The sequence below is a fragment of the Lactobacillus sp. HBUAS51381 genome (assembly GCF_012641095.1).
GTDB lineage: Bacteria > Bacillota > Bacilli > Lactobacillales > Lactobacillaceae > Levilactobacillus.
On sequence record NZ_JAAVSC010000028.1, the window covers coordinates 1 to 16,222 of the forward strand.

At 51.4% G+C, this 16,222-nt stretch carries 14 protein-coding genes; 3 read left to right on the plus strand and 11 right to left on the minus strand.

Annotated elements, in window-relative coordinates; genetic code table 11:
* Positions 1 to 124: 124 nt before the first annotated feature.
* Positions 125 to 1,702 carry a peptide chain release factor 3 gene (locus HEQ50_RS09670; RefSeq protein ID WP_168900316.1) on the minus strand — a complete coding sequence of 526 codons (1,578 nt, stop codon included), beginning with the start codon at positions 1,700 to 1,702 and terminating at the stop codon, positions 125 to 127.
* A gap of 177 nt (positions 1,703 to 1,879) precedes the next feature.
* Between HEQ50_RS09670 and HEQ50_RS09675 the strand changes: the two genes are divergently transcribed.
* Positions 1,880 to 2,434 (plus strand): hypothetical protein, encoded by a 555-nt coding sequence (locus tag HEQ50_RS09675; RefSeq protein WP_168900317.1) that lies wholly within the window; start codon positions 1,880 to 1,882, stop codon positions 2,432 to 2,434.
* A gap of 655 nt (positions 2,435 to 3,089) precedes the next feature.
* Here the strand turns inward: HEQ50_RS09675 and HEQ50_RS09680 are convergent.
* From HEQ50_RS09680 to HEQ50_RS09700, 5 genes are all read right to left on the minus strand, one after another.
* The gene (locus HEQ50_RS09680; protein ID WP_168900318.1) at positions 3,090 to 5,114 is read right to left on the minus strand and encodes a CDP-glycerol glycerophosphotransferase family protein; all 2,025 of its coding nucleotides are present in this window, start codon (positions 5,112 to 5,114) and stop codon (positions 3,090 to 3,092) included.
* A gap of 14 nt (positions 5,115 to 5,128) precedes the next feature.
* Positions 5,129 to 6,013: a hypothetical protein gene (locus HEQ50_RS09685; RefSeq protein WP_168900319.1), complete on the minus strand. Its 885-nt coding sequence runs from the start codon at positions 6,011 to 6,013 to the stop codon at positions 5,129 to 5,131.
* A gap of 150 nt (positions 6,014 to 6,163) precedes the next feature.
* Complete coding sequence (gene tagD, locus HEQ50_RS09690; protein ID WP_168900320.1) at positions 6,164 to 6,583, minus strand: glycerol-3-phosphate cytidylyltransferase; 420 nt, start codon at positions 6,581 to 6,583, stop codon at positions 6,164 to 6,166.
* A gap of 236 nt (positions 6,584 to 6,819) precedes the next feature.
* Entirely contained in the window at positions 6,820 to 7,932 is a 1,113-nt protein-coding gene (locus tag HEQ50_RS09695; protein ID WP_168900321.1) for an AI-2E family transporter, read from the minus strand.
* Between the two features lie 137 nt (positions 7,933 to 8,069).
* On the minus strand, positions 8,070 to 8,621 hold the full coding sequence (locus HEQ50_RS09700; protein WP_168900322.1) for a DUF402 domain-containing protein: 552 nt from the start codon (positions 8,619 to 8,621) through the stop codon (positions 8,070 to 8,072).
* Positions 8,622 to 8,789: 168 nt separating this feature from the next.
* Between HEQ50_RS09700 and HEQ50_RS09705 the strand changes: the two genes are divergently transcribed.
* Positions 8,790 to 9,035: a YdeI/OmpD-associated family protein gene (locus HEQ50_RS09705; protein ID WP_168900323.1), complete on the plus strand. Its 246-nt coding sequence runs from the start codon at positions 8,790 to 8,792 to the stop codon at positions 9,033 to 9,035.
* 738 nt (positions 9,036 to 9,773) lie between these two features.
* Here HEQ50_RS09705 and HEQ50_RS09710 read toward each other — a convergent pair.
* Positions 9,774 to 10,952: a serine hydrolase gene (locus HEQ50_RS09710; protein WP_168900324.1), complete on the minus strand. Its 1,179-nt coding sequence runs from the start codon at positions 10,950 to 10,952 to the stop codon at positions 9,774 to 9,776.
* 30 nt (positions 10,953 to 10,982) lie between these two features.
* The gene (gene recX, locus HEQ50_RS09715; RefSeq protein WP_168900325.1) at positions 10,983 to 11,783 is read right to left on the minus strand and encodes a recombination regulator RecX; all 801 of its coding nucleotides are present in this window, start codon (positions 11,781 to 11,783) and stop codon (positions 10,983 to 10,985) included.
* Positions 11,784 to 11,979: 196 nt separating this feature from the next.
* Between recX and HEQ50_RS09720 the strand changes: the two genes are divergently transcribed.
* Positions 11,980 to 12,426, plus strand: a complete 447-nt coding sequence (locus tag HEQ50_RS09720) for a flavodoxin (RefSeq protein ID WP_168900326.1) — start codon at positions 11,980 to 11,982, stop codon at positions 12,424 to 12,426.
* Positions 12,427 to 12,998: 572 nt separating this feature from the next.
* On the opposite strand, the gene HEQ50_RS09725 is transcribed toward HEQ50_RS09720, so the two are convergent.
* From HEQ50_RS09725 to wecB, 3 genes are read right to left on the minus strand one after another with little or no spacing between them, the layout of a single operon-like run.
* The gene (locus HEQ50_RS09725; RefSeq protein ID WP_168900327.1) at positions 12,999 to 13,913 is read right to left on the minus strand and encodes a YihY/virulence factor BrkB family protein; all 915 of its coding nucleotides are present in this window, start codon (positions 13,911 to 13,913) and stop codon (positions 12,999 to 13,001) included.
* 24 nt (positions 13,914 to 13,937) lie between these two features.
* Positions 13,938 to 14,789 (minus strand): nuclease-related domain-containing protein, encoded by an 852-nt coding sequence (locus tag HEQ50_RS09730; protein ID WP_168900328.1) that lies wholly within the window; start codon positions 14,787 to 14,789, stop codon positions 13,938 to 13,940.
* Entirely contained in the window at positions 14,782 to 15,915 is a 1,134-nt protein-coding gene (gene wecB / locus HEQ50_RS09735; protein WP_334427298.1) for a non-hydrolyzing UDP-N-acetylglucosamine 2-epimerase, read from the minus strand. The genes HEQ50_RS09730 and wecB overlap by 8 nt, the downstream gene beginning before the upstream one ends.
* Positions 15,916 to 16,222: the final 307 nt, after the last annotated feature.

Genomic DNA, 16,222 nt, shown 5'->3' on the forward strand with positions numbered 1-16,222 from the left:
TATTCAGTGACGACTTTAATCCTAAAATCTAAATTAAACTTAACCATAATAAAACCCCCAAGGTTGGACTTTCTGTCCAACCTTGGGGGTTCACTTCACCCGTAGACCACCCCCGCGTTTGTGCTTAGAGTTTAGACGTCAACTTCACGTCCGGATATTTATCTTTAAACCACCGTTCTGCAAAGTGGTTTTCGAACAGGAACAACGGATCGCCGTGGCTGTCCTTGACCAGTAGATTCCGAGAAGAGGACATCCGCTCGTCCAACTGGTCGGGATCAATCCAACGGGCGGTCTTCTTGCCCATCGGTTCCATGATAACTTCCGAATTATATTCGTTTTGCATCCGGAATTGGAAGACTTCGAACTGCAGTTGTCCCACGGCTCCGAGGATGTAGTCCCCCGTTGAGTAGGACGTGTACAGTTGAACTGCCCCCTCTTGAACCAGTTGATTAATTCCCTTATGGAAGGATTTCTGCTTCATCACGTTCTTAGCGGCAACCCGCACGAAGAGTTCCGGCGTGAATTGCGGTAATTTCTCAAACTTCACGGCCTGCTTCCCCGTGTAAATGGTATCGCCAATCTGGAAATTCCCCGTATCGTACAACCCGATGATATCACCGGCGACGGCCTTCTCCACGTTTTCCCGTGTGTCGGCCATGAACTCCGTCACGTTGGACAGCCGAAGTTTCTTACCCGTCCGTTCCTGCGTGACGTCCATTCCCCGGTCAAATTCGCCGGAACAAACCCGCACGAAGGCGATTCGATCACGGTGTTTAGGGTTCATGTTGGCTTGAATTTTAAAGACGAATCCAGAAAATTCCGGATCAGTCGGGGCAATATCCGTGTCTTCTTGCGTGTGGTGAGCGGCCGGTTGTGGGGCGTATTCCAAATAAGTCTCAAGGAATGTCTTCACCCCAAAGTTGGCCAGCGCCGAACCGAAGAAGACCGGCGTCTGATCCCCACTGGCAATCTTAGCCTCATCGAATTGATTCCCGGCTTCGCTAATCAGTGCCATATTGTCACGGGCATCTTGGTACCAGCCGTCTTCTTCTAGATCGCTATGGGTGACCAGTTCGCCGTCGTCATCCAATGGCAAATACTGATGGTCGGCATCTTGTGGCCGGAACAGGGCTACCCGTTGGTGATAACGGTCATAGAGGCCCTTTAATTCCTTTCCCATCCCAATCGGCCAGTTCATCGGATAGCCTTCGATGCCCAAGACATCTTCCAGTTCGGCGATGAGGTCTAACGGATCACGGCCATCGCGGTCCAACTTGTTCATGAAGGTAAAGATGGGAATGCCCCGCATCTTACAGATCTGGAACAGCTTCTTGGTCTGGGGTTCAATCCCCTTGGCGGAGTCAATGACCATGACCGCGGAGTCCACGGCCATTAACGTCCGGTAGGTATCTTCGGAGAAATCCTCATGCCCAGGGGTATCCAAAATGTTGATGCGTTTGCCCTGATAATCAAACTGCATCACGGAACTCGTGACGGAAATTCCCCGCTTCTGTTCGATTTCCATCCAGTCGGACTTCGCGAAGTTTCCACTCTTCTTCCCCTTAACCGTTCCGGCTTCTCTGACCACGCCACCAAACAGCAGTAACTGTTCGGTAATCGTCGTCTTCCCGGCATCAGGGTGAGAGATAATGGCAAAGGTCCGGCGTTTATCCACCGCAGATGCTAATGTATTTTCACTCATATTGTTTTGTCCTCACAAAGTTTTTTTAGTTTAATTAGTCGTTAAATTTTAATTGCACAGCGTTTTGATTTTAACACATTTAGCGCGACAATTCACGGTTCAGGCCCATTTTAACTCGCACACCACCCATTTCGTGGTATCATAAAGGAATGAATTCATTGAGAATCGGGTGAAATTATGTCGGCGAGTACCGAAGCCATCATTATTGAAATCGTCTTTAGTCTAGGCGCCCTCGTCGCCGTGGGTGGACTCGTGGCCCTCCTCGTGGCCAAGACCAAGCACCGGGCACTACGCCCTGCCATGGGGGTGATCATCAGCGGTGCCGGACTGGTCATCATCGCGGCCCTCTTAAACGTCCTGTTGTTTAAGGCTTACGATCACGTCCGGGTCAAGAAGACCCAATACTACGAGATTACCAGCCTCACGGCCAACATGAACGCTTCGTTGGCCAGTAGCCATGCGCGTCACCAACCCGTGACCCCCAACGCTAAGAAGGCCAGCAAAAATGTGACCTACCTGATCAAGCATACCGAGCAATCGAAGGCGGCCGTTCAACTGGCCCGCGAAGCGCAGCGGGAATTGACGCATCGCCAGCAGCCTAACGTTGCGCTGGTTAAGCACAATTACCGCTTAATCCTGGACGACTACTTCCAGACCATCGTGCGACCGGATCACGTCGCTGCTCAACTCAGCAACCACGCCTACCAGCAGGCGACTAAGTTTCACAAATAAGGCGCTTAAGTGTAGAAGGGCTCGAGACAAACAATCTGTCTCGAGCCCTTCTTGTCTCCAAGATTTAATTGCTACAACATGGATCAAGGCTGACAACGGTCAGCATTACTTTAAACAATACGTTCATCGATGCTGACCGCCTTGCCGTTCGCCACCGACGATCTCACCTGCGGCTGCCAGAGATTCCGGCGCTGTGGGGACCGCCTGCGGCCTAAGAAACGGTCCTCCGGCTCGGTTTGAAGCCTGACAAAGCCCGTCAGTCTCCAAACACGTCCCGCGCTGTAAGCTGTTGCACAGCTAACACCGCTATCACGGCTGCGGCCATCGGTTCTGGCCGCCTCCGGTTACGATGGTTGAAACTTACTAAACGTACGGTGACATCGCTGGAATGGCAACGTTCTGCCGATTTAATTGGATACATCTCATGTAGCCGTGAGCGAGTCAAATTTGGTCTCAGCCGTGGGATTTTCCAAGTGATCTTGCTTGGAAAATGGCGACTTTGAGACGCGGGCTATCGGCTCAAAGCGAGGGAAAAGACAGCACTTTGGCTTTTCCCGGTCCTGCCCACCGCGTTCCAGACCAAATTTGGCGAACGGTAAGGCGGCCAGTCACGCTCATCGTAGTTTATGCGTCACCAGCCCGCATTGCCTGTCAGTTAGCCATCCTTTTCGATCTGTTGAACCACGTAGTTCACAATCTTCAAGGAACTTAACCCATCGTCAATTGAACAGAAGCGTTGGTAGAAGTCCATAAACTTCTGGTTGTCGCTCATGTCCGGCGTCTTTAATTTGGCCCCAATCATGTCGAGCAACTGGTGTTCGTTGTGGGCAATCTCACCCGGCAAATCCTTCTCATAGTCGAGGTAAAAGCCCCGCAGTTCATCCTTGTACATGTGGTAATCGTACGGATAAAACAGGATTGGCCGCTTCAGGTAAGCAAAGTCAAAGAAGACGGAAGAATAATCGGTAATCAACATGTCACTGATCAAATAGAGATCGGAGATGTTGGGATGATTTGAGAAGTCAAAGACAACCCCTTCGTACCCGCTGATGTCTAACGCGTTGGAGATTAAGTAGTGCATCCGCAGTACCAACACGGCGTCCTTACCATAACGGTCGCGGAATTCGTCGAGCGAGAACGGCAATTCAAAGGTGTACTTCCCCTTCTCGGCGAACTGGTTGTCCCGATACGTTGGCGCATAGAGGACGACCTTCTTATCCAACGGAATCCCTAGCTCCTGCTTCAACGTCGTTACGTCTTCATGGGTACTGTTGATGAGTTCGTCATTTCGTGGATACCCAACCTTCAGGATCTGATTATTGAAGCCAAAGGCCGACCGGAAAATCCGCGTTGAATAATCATTAGGCGAGACCAACGCATCCCACCGGTTGGCTTCCCGCACAAAGTTGGCGTGATACTTCGTGGTGGTGGTGCCGGGCATCGAGACGTTTTCAATATCCAAGCCCAACTTCTTCAACGGCGTCCCGTGCCACGTCTGAATGTACGTGACGTAGTTGGGCTTCTTCACCCAGGCTGGGAACCGCGCATTACTGATCCAGAAGCTGGCCTTTTCCAACGTCCGGACCCATTTTGAAGTTCGCCGGATGACATAGGGAATCCCATTTTCCTTACAGAACTTTTTCTGCGACCGATCGATCGACCAGATAAACGTAAAGCCCGGATAGAGCTGGGTAAACAACTGGTAGATGGCATAAGGGGAGTCACTGACCTGGCGCCCACCAAAACTTTCAAAGATCAGCGTTGGTTGGTCAAAGGCCCGGTGACCGCGCTTAAATAGCCGCCGCATGTAGAAGAGATTGGCCTTGTCCATCAACATCGACAGGAGCTTGGTTGCTCCGCCAACCTTGGCTGGCACATTTGCCAACCGTTGCGGCAAGGTTGGTGCCGCCGTCTCCTGCACCCGAATGCCGTTATCAAAGCGTTTGTCGAGAATCACGAGGCGGTGATCCGCCGTAATGGCCTGGGTCACTTGACCGGCCAACGACTTCGCCAAGACCACGCGCTGTTCGAGATCTTGCCCACCCACGGTAGAACGGATGAAAAGTTGCTGGGTACTATCCGCCGCCAAATCAGAGAGCGGAATTAACCCCGTAAACAGGCCATGCAACGTCATATGGGAAATCGGCCACTCGGCGGAGCTATCCGCCTGCACATTCTTCAAGACCAGGCGTTGGTTCGTAATCGGTTGATTGTTAATCCGACTCGGTCCAATCACCTGTAACTGATCGTCCAGCAGGTTAATCGCGTTAATCGCAAATTCATCCTCGGCCTGATCCGTATGCATGTTGAAGAGCGCCATCCCATTGGCATCACTGTTCAATTGGTAATAACTCGTCAGGGTCAGCTGATGCCGATCACTCAAGTACTCGCTTTCGACCTGAATCAGGCCCCGCGTACTTTGTTGCTGCAAGTTCAGGTACAGCTCCCAGCTGAACTCGCTCTGTCCCTCGGCAGGAAACTGGAGATCGCTGGCATTGAGCCGTAGCCGAACCACCTGAGCGCTGAGCACCTTGCTGATTGGGATCGTGATCGACGCCTTGGTCTGCTTTTCCAAGAAGGTCACCGCGAGATCGTCAAACGGCTCCGGCACATCGATCAATTCGAGCTCAAGTTCCTGTAAATTCTTTTTATGATGTAATCCAGATAAAATCGCACGCACGATGGAAAAACTCCTTAATAGTTAAAAATCAGCTGGTTCGGCATTTGCGGTGAAAAATGTGCATTGACGGCTAAGTCAACGTATAACCGCGTCTCAGGGGTGAGTAAACGACTCAGCACCGCTTGATAAAACGCAAAAATATCGCTGAAGCGGCGGTAATTTGAGTAAGCCAGCACCCCATAATAGGCCTCCGTGGCCGTAATGATTTGGGTCTTGTCCACGGCATTAGACTCTGCGCGCTCCAATTGACGTTTCGACATTGTCGCGGCATTGGCCACCTGCTTAGCCTCCTCAAATTGCGTGGCTAACATGGCCGAGGTGGCACTTAAATTATAAACGTGTTCAACTGGCCGCTCGTGGCGGACAAAGCGTAAGACGGCCTCTCCTTGCCGATTAAGCAGGTAGCTGGTCGTTGCCACCTCTTTTTGAATCTTCTCGATCCCCACCACTTCGCCGGTGAGACCATACGTATCCACTTGCGTGAGCTGGTCCGCTTGGTACTGGCGCAGGACCATGGGCGTCTCGTCATCAATCTGCCGTAACTCGGCCACCATGTGCCCCGTGTCCAAGTACCGCTTCACCTGTTCTTGATTGTCCGCAAACAGGCGTTGTTCGAAGTGTTCCAGGCTCATGGGGTGACGTTCTTCAGCCGTCAGTGCCAATCCAGGTTCTTCCGCAAACATCTCTGCCAGCGTCACCAGCCGAACGGTCTTAACCCGTGGATTATTGCGGGCCAATTGATTTAAAAATTGCCGGACGGTCCACACGGCTTCAAAATCCACCATAGCAACCAGCACACTAACCTGCGCGTCCCGCTGCAAGGCCTTTTGGAGTTGCGTGGTGAAGTTTGGCTTGTGCATGCCATTTAACGACGTCAATAAAAATATAAACTGCTGCATTTTCTGCCTCCGTCTGCGTATCCTAAGAAAAAGAGTCTGGGACAAACCTCCCGGACTCCTTTGTCTCCGAACCTAAATTGCCGAAACGGGTGGCCAAGGGCACCTTAAACCGAATAACTGCCCCTTAACCCCCACGCTTCATTGCCAGCACTACTTCTCGTCTTCCTTCCAAGTCTCTTCATCGGAAAGGCCAAGGTCGTGCTTGATCTTAGTCGTGGAGATGCCTTCCGTCCGTGGTAAGTAGATGACTTCACAATAATCCTTCAAGAAGTCAAACTTCCCCTTCCAGTCGTCACCCATCACGAAAACGTCAATGTTGTTTTCCTGAACGTCGCGAATCTTTTGATCCCAAGTCGTTTCAGGAATCACGTGGTCAACGTACTTGATGGCTTCCAAGATGTACTTCCGATCTTCATAAGAAGTGTAAGCGCGCTTCCCCTTCTCTGCGTTGAATTCGTCGGAAGACACGCAAACCGTTAAATCATCGCCTAAGGCTGCGGCCCGTTTCAATAAGCGAATGTGACCTTTATGTAACAGGTCGAACGTCCCATAAGTAATTACTTTTTTCATGTAGAATCTCCTACTTTATCTGGTTAATTTGCCCCGTTGCTTGACCCGGGGGGTAATTTTAAAAAATCCAATAACAATCTAAATAGTAGCATATTGAGCGGTCACGTCAACTTCAAACGACAAACGTTAGTCATTTCTTGAGAATTTCCACCTCAGTCGAAGACCGCCGCCATCGAAATCCGCCCCGCAACCCACGTGGTTTGTTCTCTCACCAAAAAATCAGGACTGTTAGCGACTCACAGCGTCTTTTTCTCCGCATGTTCGAGCTGCCAAATGGTATAGAGGTACTGCACCACCGTCTTGACCACGGCATACAGTGGAATCGCTAGAATCATCCCCAGCAAACCCGCGATATTGCCGGCCGCCAGTAAAATGATAATAATCGTCAGCGGATGAATCTGTAGGCTCTTCCCAATAATGTTGGGATAGACCAGGTTGCCATCGATCTGCTGCACCACGACCACCACGATAATCACGTAGATAATCAGGCTGGTGCTGGTTGCAAATGCCACAATCAAGGCCGGCAAGATCCCAATGTACGGTCCCACGTAAGGAATTAGGTTACAGATCCCAGCAAAGAAGCCTAGCAAAAGCGCGTATTTCTCCCCAACGAAGAAGTACCCAATCGCGGTAAAACTCCCCACGAAAAGACACTCCACAATCTGACCACCCACGTAACGGGCGATCGTATCGTTCATGCGGCCCAATAACTCCGCCGTCTGTTCGCCGTGTTTGCTGGGCAGCCACCGTTGAATTGCCGGCATGAACTTATCGCCATCCTTGAGCATGTAGAACAGCATGACCGGCACCGTAACGGCCGTAACCGTTACCGTGGTTACCGTGCCGATGATGCTGCCAATTCCACTGGTCAGGCCACTCATGAAGCTCTGGGCATATTTGGATAGTGCCGTTTGCAGTTGCGTTAAGTATTTGGAAAAGTCGATGTCCTTTAGCAGCGGATGATTAATCAGCTTATTCAAGACAGCCTCACTCGACTTGGCGAAGTCGGGAATGTTCCCCACCAGCGTTGTCACCTGTGTCACCAGCCGGGGAATGACCCACATGGCCCCGGCGACCAGCACCAAGACCAGTAGCAAGAACACTAACGCCACCGCACCCGTACGGTTAATACGAAATCGTTTCCAGTGCACCTTCTCTAGGAGCTTCACCACCGGATTCAGCAGGTAAAACAAGATGCCGGAGATCAACATCGGCGCAAAGATCGTGGATAGGAAAATGCCAATGGGCGAAAACAGAAAACTAATCTGTGTGCAGACCCAAATCAAAGCGGCAACAATTAACAGTTCCACGGACCAAAACATCAGCCGGGAATTAGCGAACCATTTCATGGGCGAACCCCTTTCATCATGCACCTTACGTTCCGCATTGCGGCTAAAGCACACCGGTTATGTTTTAAAAAAGGAGCGAGCCACGAATGACTTGCTCCTGGTGATACGGAAGACAACTCTTACAGGTCTGCGCCGCATTAATTCGAGCGACGTAACAGCTCCTGATACCGTTGATACCAAAGATCGACATAGGCTTTAGAAAAGGGGCCCTTGTGATGATTAATCCAATCGACGAGGGTCAAGACGTTCGCCTTTAAGATCCGGTCGGTCTCTTCGCCATACTGCCAACGTTGGCTGAATTCTTGGTATTCATCAACGTCGAGCAGGCGTTTCTCACCATCCGGAAAGACCTTCACGTCAAGATCATAATCAATGTATTTGAGCGCTTCTTTATCTAAAACGTACGGGGAAGCCAGGTTACAGTAATACGACACCCCGTTATCCCGAATCATCGCAACAATGTTGAACCAATAATGCTTGTGGAAATAAACGATCGCGGGTTCTCGAGTCACCCACCGCCGCCCATCGTCTTCGGTGACCAGTGTATGGTCATTAACACCAATGAGGGCATTTTCGCTTGTTTTGAGTACCATCGTGTCGCGCCAAGTTCGATGCAAACTTCCGTCGTGCTTGTAGCTTTTGATCGTAATGAAGTCGCCTTCCTTAGGTCCTCTAGCTTCGCGCGTCATGTCTTAACCCTACTTTCTAAGTAACGGGTAACTATAAAAATTCACTCAATATTATACCAGATTCGACCGTATTATTGAATAGACACAACCATATTCCTGAACAAAATCCTTGGGTGCCCCGTAAATTTAAGGTAAACTAAAAGAATCAATTAACGAGGTGAACATTTTATGGAACAAAAACCACTCAGTTCTTTTGAGCCACTGATCCCCCAAGTGGCCGCGTTATTGGCCGACGACGACCAGTTGGCCACCTTTTTTAACGACCTAACCACGGGATATCAACGCGAATGGGCCCGCTACATTTTTGGCGTGAAGGCCGAGGCAACCCAGCAGCGGCATATCGCCGACATGCGGCAGATCTTAGCGGCCGGTTACAAGTCCAAACGCGCCTATAGCAGTCACCCAAAGGCCTAGAGTTTCGACAATATTCCATCCCAATCTGAAGGTGGAAAGATAGAATCTAACTAGAATCCGTGATGCAACAAGATTAGCATCTAACTATCATACGCTAGTCACGTACTGACCGCCTTACCGTTCGCCAAATTTGGTCTGGAACGCTGTGGGAGGGACCGGGAAAAGCCAAAGTGCTGTCTTTTCCCTCGCTTTGAGCCGTCAGCCCGCGTCTCAAAGACGCCATTTTCCAAGTAAAACACTTGGAAAATCCCACGGCTGAGACCAAATTTGACTCACTCACGGCTGCATGAGGTGTATTCAATTAAACTGGCAGAACGTTGCCACTCCAGCGATGTCACCGCACATTTAGTCGATTTCAACCACCGTAACCGGAGGCAGGCAGAGATGCAGGCAGCCGTGACAGCGGTGTTAGCTGAGCATCAGCTTACAGCGCGGGACGGGTTTGGAGACTGACGGGCTTTGTCAGGCTTCAAACCGAGCCGGAGGACCGCTTCTCAGGCCGCAGGCGGTCCCCACAGCGCCGGAATCTCTGGCAGCCGCAGGTGAGCGTTAAATGACTAGTTTAATGGTGATAAACCTTGTCAGTCGGAAACGAAATATGTTCACGAATTTCCAATCTCAGGCCCAATTAAAAAAGACGAGTTCGTCAGCAGTGTTTGCTTGACGAACTCGTCATTTTTACAACTTCAACTATCGATCACGCGATCAAAGGCAGCGACGCCATCGTTGCCCCGATCCTTAATTGTCCAATTGTCCGGCCTGTAACAGGTTCCAGATCTGAATGGCTGGCGTCTGCGCCAACTGATCGACCCGGTAGTAGTTGGTCAACAGGACCACGCCGTCCGTCCCATCCTTACTGAGTAGCGTAGTGGCTTCGTAGCCGTAAGCCAAACCATGGGTGCGGATGTAGCCGGGATAAACGTACATCCCGCCACCGTACATGGACGATGATCCCGGTGCCAGTAGGACGTTAACGTCACTTTCGGGATAGAGCATCCCTTGCAGCATGTTTCGCTGGGCCGTGTAGAGGTCCCGCGCGGACATGTAGACCTGACCAGTCCCAAATTGATAATACATGGACTCTTTGGACTCGCCGAACCGCTCACCATAATTGGTCGTCACATCGTTAGCGTTGGCATTCTGGTAACCCCGAGAATACGTGGGTTGTTTAGCCATATTGAACACAAATCCGGTATGCTTCAACCGCCAAGCGTCCGTAATATTGGTCGTGAAGTACCGCTGGTAGCTCTGCCCGCTGACCTTCGCAATGATTCCCGACAGCAACATGAAGTTTACCGGCGCGTAGTCCCACTTGCCGATGCGTTCCGGACGGCTGATGACGTTGGCCAAGATAAACTTGATCATGCCCTTTTCGGAATGAACCTGCGTCGGAAACGCCGTCAGCGTCAGTCCACTCTTCATGTCGAGCATATCCCGCAGCGTAATCTGATCGGACCCAGCAATGGTCGGGTAGTATTTCGACAGTGGATCCGTTAAGTTAAGCTTGCCTTCACTGGCTAACCGCATGATTAGCCCCGCCGTAAAGGACTTCTGGACGGAAGCCAATTGGTAAACGCTGTGTGCGCCATTCTTCTTGTGCGTCGCCGCATCCGCATAGCCCCAGCCCTTTTGGTAAATGACCTGGTTGTTGTGTACCACCAAGGCCGTTCCCACAAAGCGGTTGGCCCGTAAAACGGCATCAATTTCGCGCGTGGCCGCCGTTGGCTTTGGTTTGGCGACCGCCTTCTTAACGGCCGGCTTGGCCTTCTTAGGCTTCACCCGGCGGACCACCGAACTACTGCTCGTCTTCGGCTCCGCTTGCGTCTTAGCCTGATCGTTGAACCACCAGGCCAACCCGCCGCTAAGCCCTAAGACCATCACAAATGCCACGACCGTTCCCCAAGCTTTAGAATTCATGGTTACTCCCCCTTACCCTAATCCGATGACCTATTCAGCCGATTCCCCTAAATCGGCCAGCCATTGACTAATATCATCGAGCTTGAATCCCTTACGATAGAGTGCCTGTTTTGTTTTATAGTGCTGTTCCGATTGGCTCAACGCGTGGTAGCGGCGCAAAAATTTCTCGCCTTGCTTCGCCAACAGCGCCTGTTGCTCGTCCGCGTCCGGCGTCAGATCCACGGCGGCCAACATCGTCTTAATCTCATCGCCGCCAAATCCACGGGTCACTAGTCCCTGACGCATCTTCTGTTCACGATTACGGGTCGACTGATGCTGGTAGCGTTTGGCCAACTTCTCGGCTACGGCCGTCCCCACGGCGAGCTGTTCGGTTGGCGTGTACAGCGTCAATGCATCGTCGATGACTTGCTCACCGACCCCTTTTTGACGTAAATGCTGGCGAATCACGCGGGGACCCTTATCGCCCGTGTGCATCATCGTCCGCACGTAGCTGGCGGCATAGTGCGCGTCATCCACTAAAGAAAATTCGCGCAACTTCTTCAGGGTCAGGGCAATCGTTTCTTCGGGAATCTCCAACGTGACCAGCTTATCCGCCACTTCTTTTTCCGTGCGGAGCTGATGCGATAGATAATCCAACGCCCGATTGTAGGCCTTGGCAACGTCATCGGCGGCGGTTAATTGCTCTTCTAACGCCTTGTCGATCTCCATGCCTTTATACAGACGAAAGTCCACCAACACACTCTCGCTAACGGGAAATGCGTAGTGCCCATCCACGTAAATATTAAAGCGTCCACTGCGCTTTTGTGCCTCAATCATGGTAATTTCGGCCATTCAGGTCACATCCTTTTTCTCGTTATCTGGTCCCATTTTAACAGTTCTTCCCCGGGGATGACGACCCCAATGACGCTTTAGTTAGTCAATCATCTTTTCGGCAGGCCATCGTTTCTCAAACCAACCATCCCTAGCCACCATCACCGTGGCCTGCTATAATTAACGGCAATCAAGATGATTTTAAGGAGTGAGTCATTTGCTAGCAGCACACGTTGTTTTTGCGACCATCACCGGAAATAATGAAGACGTCGCCGACATTGTCACGGAAAAATTAGAAGACTTGGGGTGCCAAGTCACGGAAACTGAAATCTCACAGACCGATGCCGCCGACTTTCAACAGGCCGACATCTGTGTCGTCTGCGCTTACACCTACGATGAGGGCTCGCTTCCCGATGAAGGGCTCGACTTCTATGAAGACCTGCAGGCGCTTGACCTCCACGGCAAAACCTTCGGCGTGGCGGGGTCGGGCGACACCTTTTACGGCGAGTTCTACAACACCACCGTGGATCACTTCGAAGCGGCCTTTCGCCAAACTGAGGCGACGCAGGGAGCGCCCAGCGTGAAGATCAATCTGGAGCCGGACGCCGAAGCCATCACGCAACTCGACGCCTTCGCCACTCAATTGGTCGCCCACGCGGATTAAGCGTCACAGTATCGCCTGCGGCTGCCAGAGATTCTGCAGCCGCCTTACCGTTCGCCAAATCTGGGCTGGAACGCTGGGGAAGGACCGGCCCGAGCCTGGGAATCGGTCTCGGACCTCGCTTGAAACCGCCAAGAACCAGCGTTTTCAAGTCGCCCATCCAAGACTGGTAACCCACCAGTCTTGGATGCCCCGGCTGAGCCCAGATTTGGCTCGCTCACGGCTACTCCAGCGTTAACTGACAGCGGTTGGCACACGTGCCAGAGTGATACAACCACATCCCCAACCAAGCTGGAGGAGGCCAGGGATGACGCCAGCCGTGGATGCAACGTTAGCTGGCGTTACTTGCCAGGTTACGTTGCTGGGCGCGTTTGAAGACGTGTTCTTGCGGCTTCAAACCGAGGTGTGAGACCGTTCTGTGGCTCACACCGGCCCTCACAGTAGGCAGAATTCCTGGCAGCCGCAAGCGACAGTTTTAGTTCAGTTTATCCCCTATCGCACTTAGCAAGCATTTGTACACAAAACGACGATTGATCGCCTCAACGGGTGATGAATCGTCGTTTTTGTGTCAGCCGTCAGCCTTGCCCCTTGTTATTGCGTTTCAAACGATTACGCAAGATGTAGGTGAAGACCGCTTGTTCTTCAATGGTTCCCTCGATCAGATCCTGAATGGCGGCGTTTAAGACCGCACCAAACATCAGGATTAGCGCCGTGAAGTCTAGCCAAAACATCAGCACAATGAAGGTTCCAATCGTTTTATAGCTATCAATATTGTGTACAAAGAATTTCAAATACCAACTAAACGCCTGCGATAACAGTAACCAGCCGAGCGTGGCGGTTAACGCTCCCGGCCAAACGTAGCGCAACTTTAATTTTACGCTGGGCACGAAATAAAAGAGAATCATCAACAGGAGAAAGGTCATGATAAAGGTCACTGGCCACTTCGCCGCATTCACGTACGTCAAGAGCTGCGTGGGGAGTTGGAGCAGTGGCGTGAGACGTTCCAGGATCACTTGCCCCACACTGAAGAATAGCATCATCAAAAACAGAAAGGCAATCAACGCCACCATCCAGAAGAACGCCATGATTCGACTGACAATGGCATTTTGTTTACGCACCACCCCGTAAGCGCCATTCACCGTCCGCTGAAAGGCCGCTACCGCGCGTGATGATGACCAAATCGCCACAATTACCCCGATCGACAACACACTGCCATTTCGATTATTCAGAAAGGAGTGGATGATGGGAGCTAAGATGTCATAAATATTGTCGGGTAAAAACGGCGCAATGCCGTCCATAACGGTACTGGTCTCAATGTGAAAGAACGGCAACAGGCTGGCCAGAACCAACAGGGCCGGAAACAGCGACAACAACGTGTAGTACGCCAATACGGCGGCCGAATCGGACACGTTCGCCATTTGATAATGCTTACTGATGGTTTGAATGATCCGGTTAATCCCCGCCAAATGCGGACGCCATTTCTTCCACACGAGTGGTGGCCCCTTTCGTTACGCTTAGAACGACCCGTAATCCTCCGCGAATTTCAGCGTTCCAATCATTTTCTCTAAAGTTTTACGACTGAAGCGCACTCGTTTGGCCTGACGGAACGTCTCGATAAACGTTGCCAGGTCATCATAGTTGGCCACCGCCGTGCAATTATAGGCGTCACGTGGATTCAGCTTCGTCTTGTTCCCAACCACTAACGAGTTACTGTGATTGTAACGGTCGTAGTAATTATAGTAAACCAACGGCTTAACAAAGTCGATAATTCGGTCGTTTTTATTTTCCAGTTGCCGGTGCATCGTAATTTCACTATTGATGTAGCGCACCAGTAATTTCGAGGACAACTCGGCTTGCGTCGCGGGATTACTGATCCCCGTATGCAAGGTAATCGAGCGTTGTCCCCGGCCCTCTTGTTCCAGACTCATGGTGTACCCCTGAGTTAACGATTCGTTTTCTTCCGACAGATTCGGCAAGAAGAACCGGTCCAGATGGCTGGCCAACGCCTTGGGGACTTCCTTTTCTCGGCCACTCAGGTTCACACCAGAGAAGTCATCCAGACTGGACGAGAAGATCTCTTCCGAAAGATCATGGAAGATCATCCCCCGCCAGTACTTACTTTCCACGTTAATCACGCCAAATGAGGTCACCAGCAGGTTGTCGATCTGCATGACTCGCCAGGAGTCCCCATCATTCATTTCCTGTGTCACAGGATTCTTAACTTTATTGGCAAAGTGAACATTTCGCAGGATCTTATAGTCGAACCGCTCATGGTGCTTCGCGGCCCGCTGATGAATCTCCCGCATGATTTCATACAACTGTTCGGTCGTCTTGATCTCGGCCCGGTCATACGCCGTTTCACCCATTAACATTGCCCCCATTAATTTTTTCTTGAATCGCCGCTAAGATTCGCTCGGAAGCGTGCCCATCTCCATAAGGGTTCTTGGCCTGCGCCATCCGGTCGTAAGCCGCCTGATCCGTCAAGAGATCTTCCATAGCCGCCGTGACCCGCTGTGGATCGGTCCCAACCAGCTGTAACGTCCCGTTGGTCACCCCTTCAGGCCGCTCAGTGGTGTCACGCAACACCAATACCGGCTTGTTCAACGACGGCGCCTCTTCCTGCACGCCCCCGGAATCCGTCATAATAAAGTAACTCTTGGCCGCCAGATTGTGGAAGTCCACGACGTCTAACGGATCGATCAAATGAATTCGATCCATGCCACCCAATTCCGCGTGGGCCACCGTTTGAACGGCCGGGCTCAAATGAACGGGATAGATAATTTCAACGTCCGGATGGGCCTCTACCTCGGCCCGAACGGCCTTAAAGACCGCCCGCATCGGTGCCCCTTGATTTTCGCGCCGATGCATCGTCATTAGGATGAGCCGGTGACCCGGCTGAACCTGGTCTAACACGGCATGGTGGTAATTAGCATTCACCGTCTGTTTCAGGGCATCAATGGCCGTATTTCCCGTAATATAGATATTTTCCAACGGGTGGGCCTGCTTCAATAAATTATCCTTAGACAAGTCCGTGGGCGCAAAATACAAGTCACTTAAAATATCCGTCAGCTGACGATTCATTTCTTCGGGATACGGTGAATACTTATTCCAGGTCCGCAAACCGGCCTCCACGTGCCCCAACAGGGTCTGGTGGTAAAAGGCACTGATACTGGCCGCGAAAGTGGTCGTCGTGTCCCCGTGTACCAGCACAATGTCGGGCTTAGCTTCGGCCAGCACCGCATCCAGCTCAGTCAGTACCCGCGTCGTAATGCCACTCAGTGTCTGCTTGGGCCGCATAATATTGAGGTCATAGTCCGGCTTGATCTTAAAGATATCAAGCACTTGATCCAGCATTTCACGATGCTGCGCGGTAACCACTGTGATTGGGCTAAATTCCGCTGGTCGTTGTTGCATGGCGAGAATGATGGGCGCCATCTTAATTGCTTCTGGACGCGTTCCGAATACCGTCATGACTTTAATTGGTTTCGTCACTATGAATTCCTCCAAATTTCGTTGTTTGATTATGGTCAATTATAGCAGACCCACGGCCACTTTATCATTGAAATGGTCACAATTTTGCCAGAATTGCAGCACACGCCGGATCGTTGTAAGCCCCCAACGAGGCCCGCCAGCCACCGTTTTTCCTGTCAACCATCACTCGCTTAACAATCTCGGCCCTTAAGCTGGTGTCTGAGCCCCGATTCCGTTAAACTGAGACGTGAATCTAAATTATCGGCGGGCCCAGGTATTTAGCGTAAACTTTATCCGACCTCAGGCCCCGCAACATCGGGGGGATAAT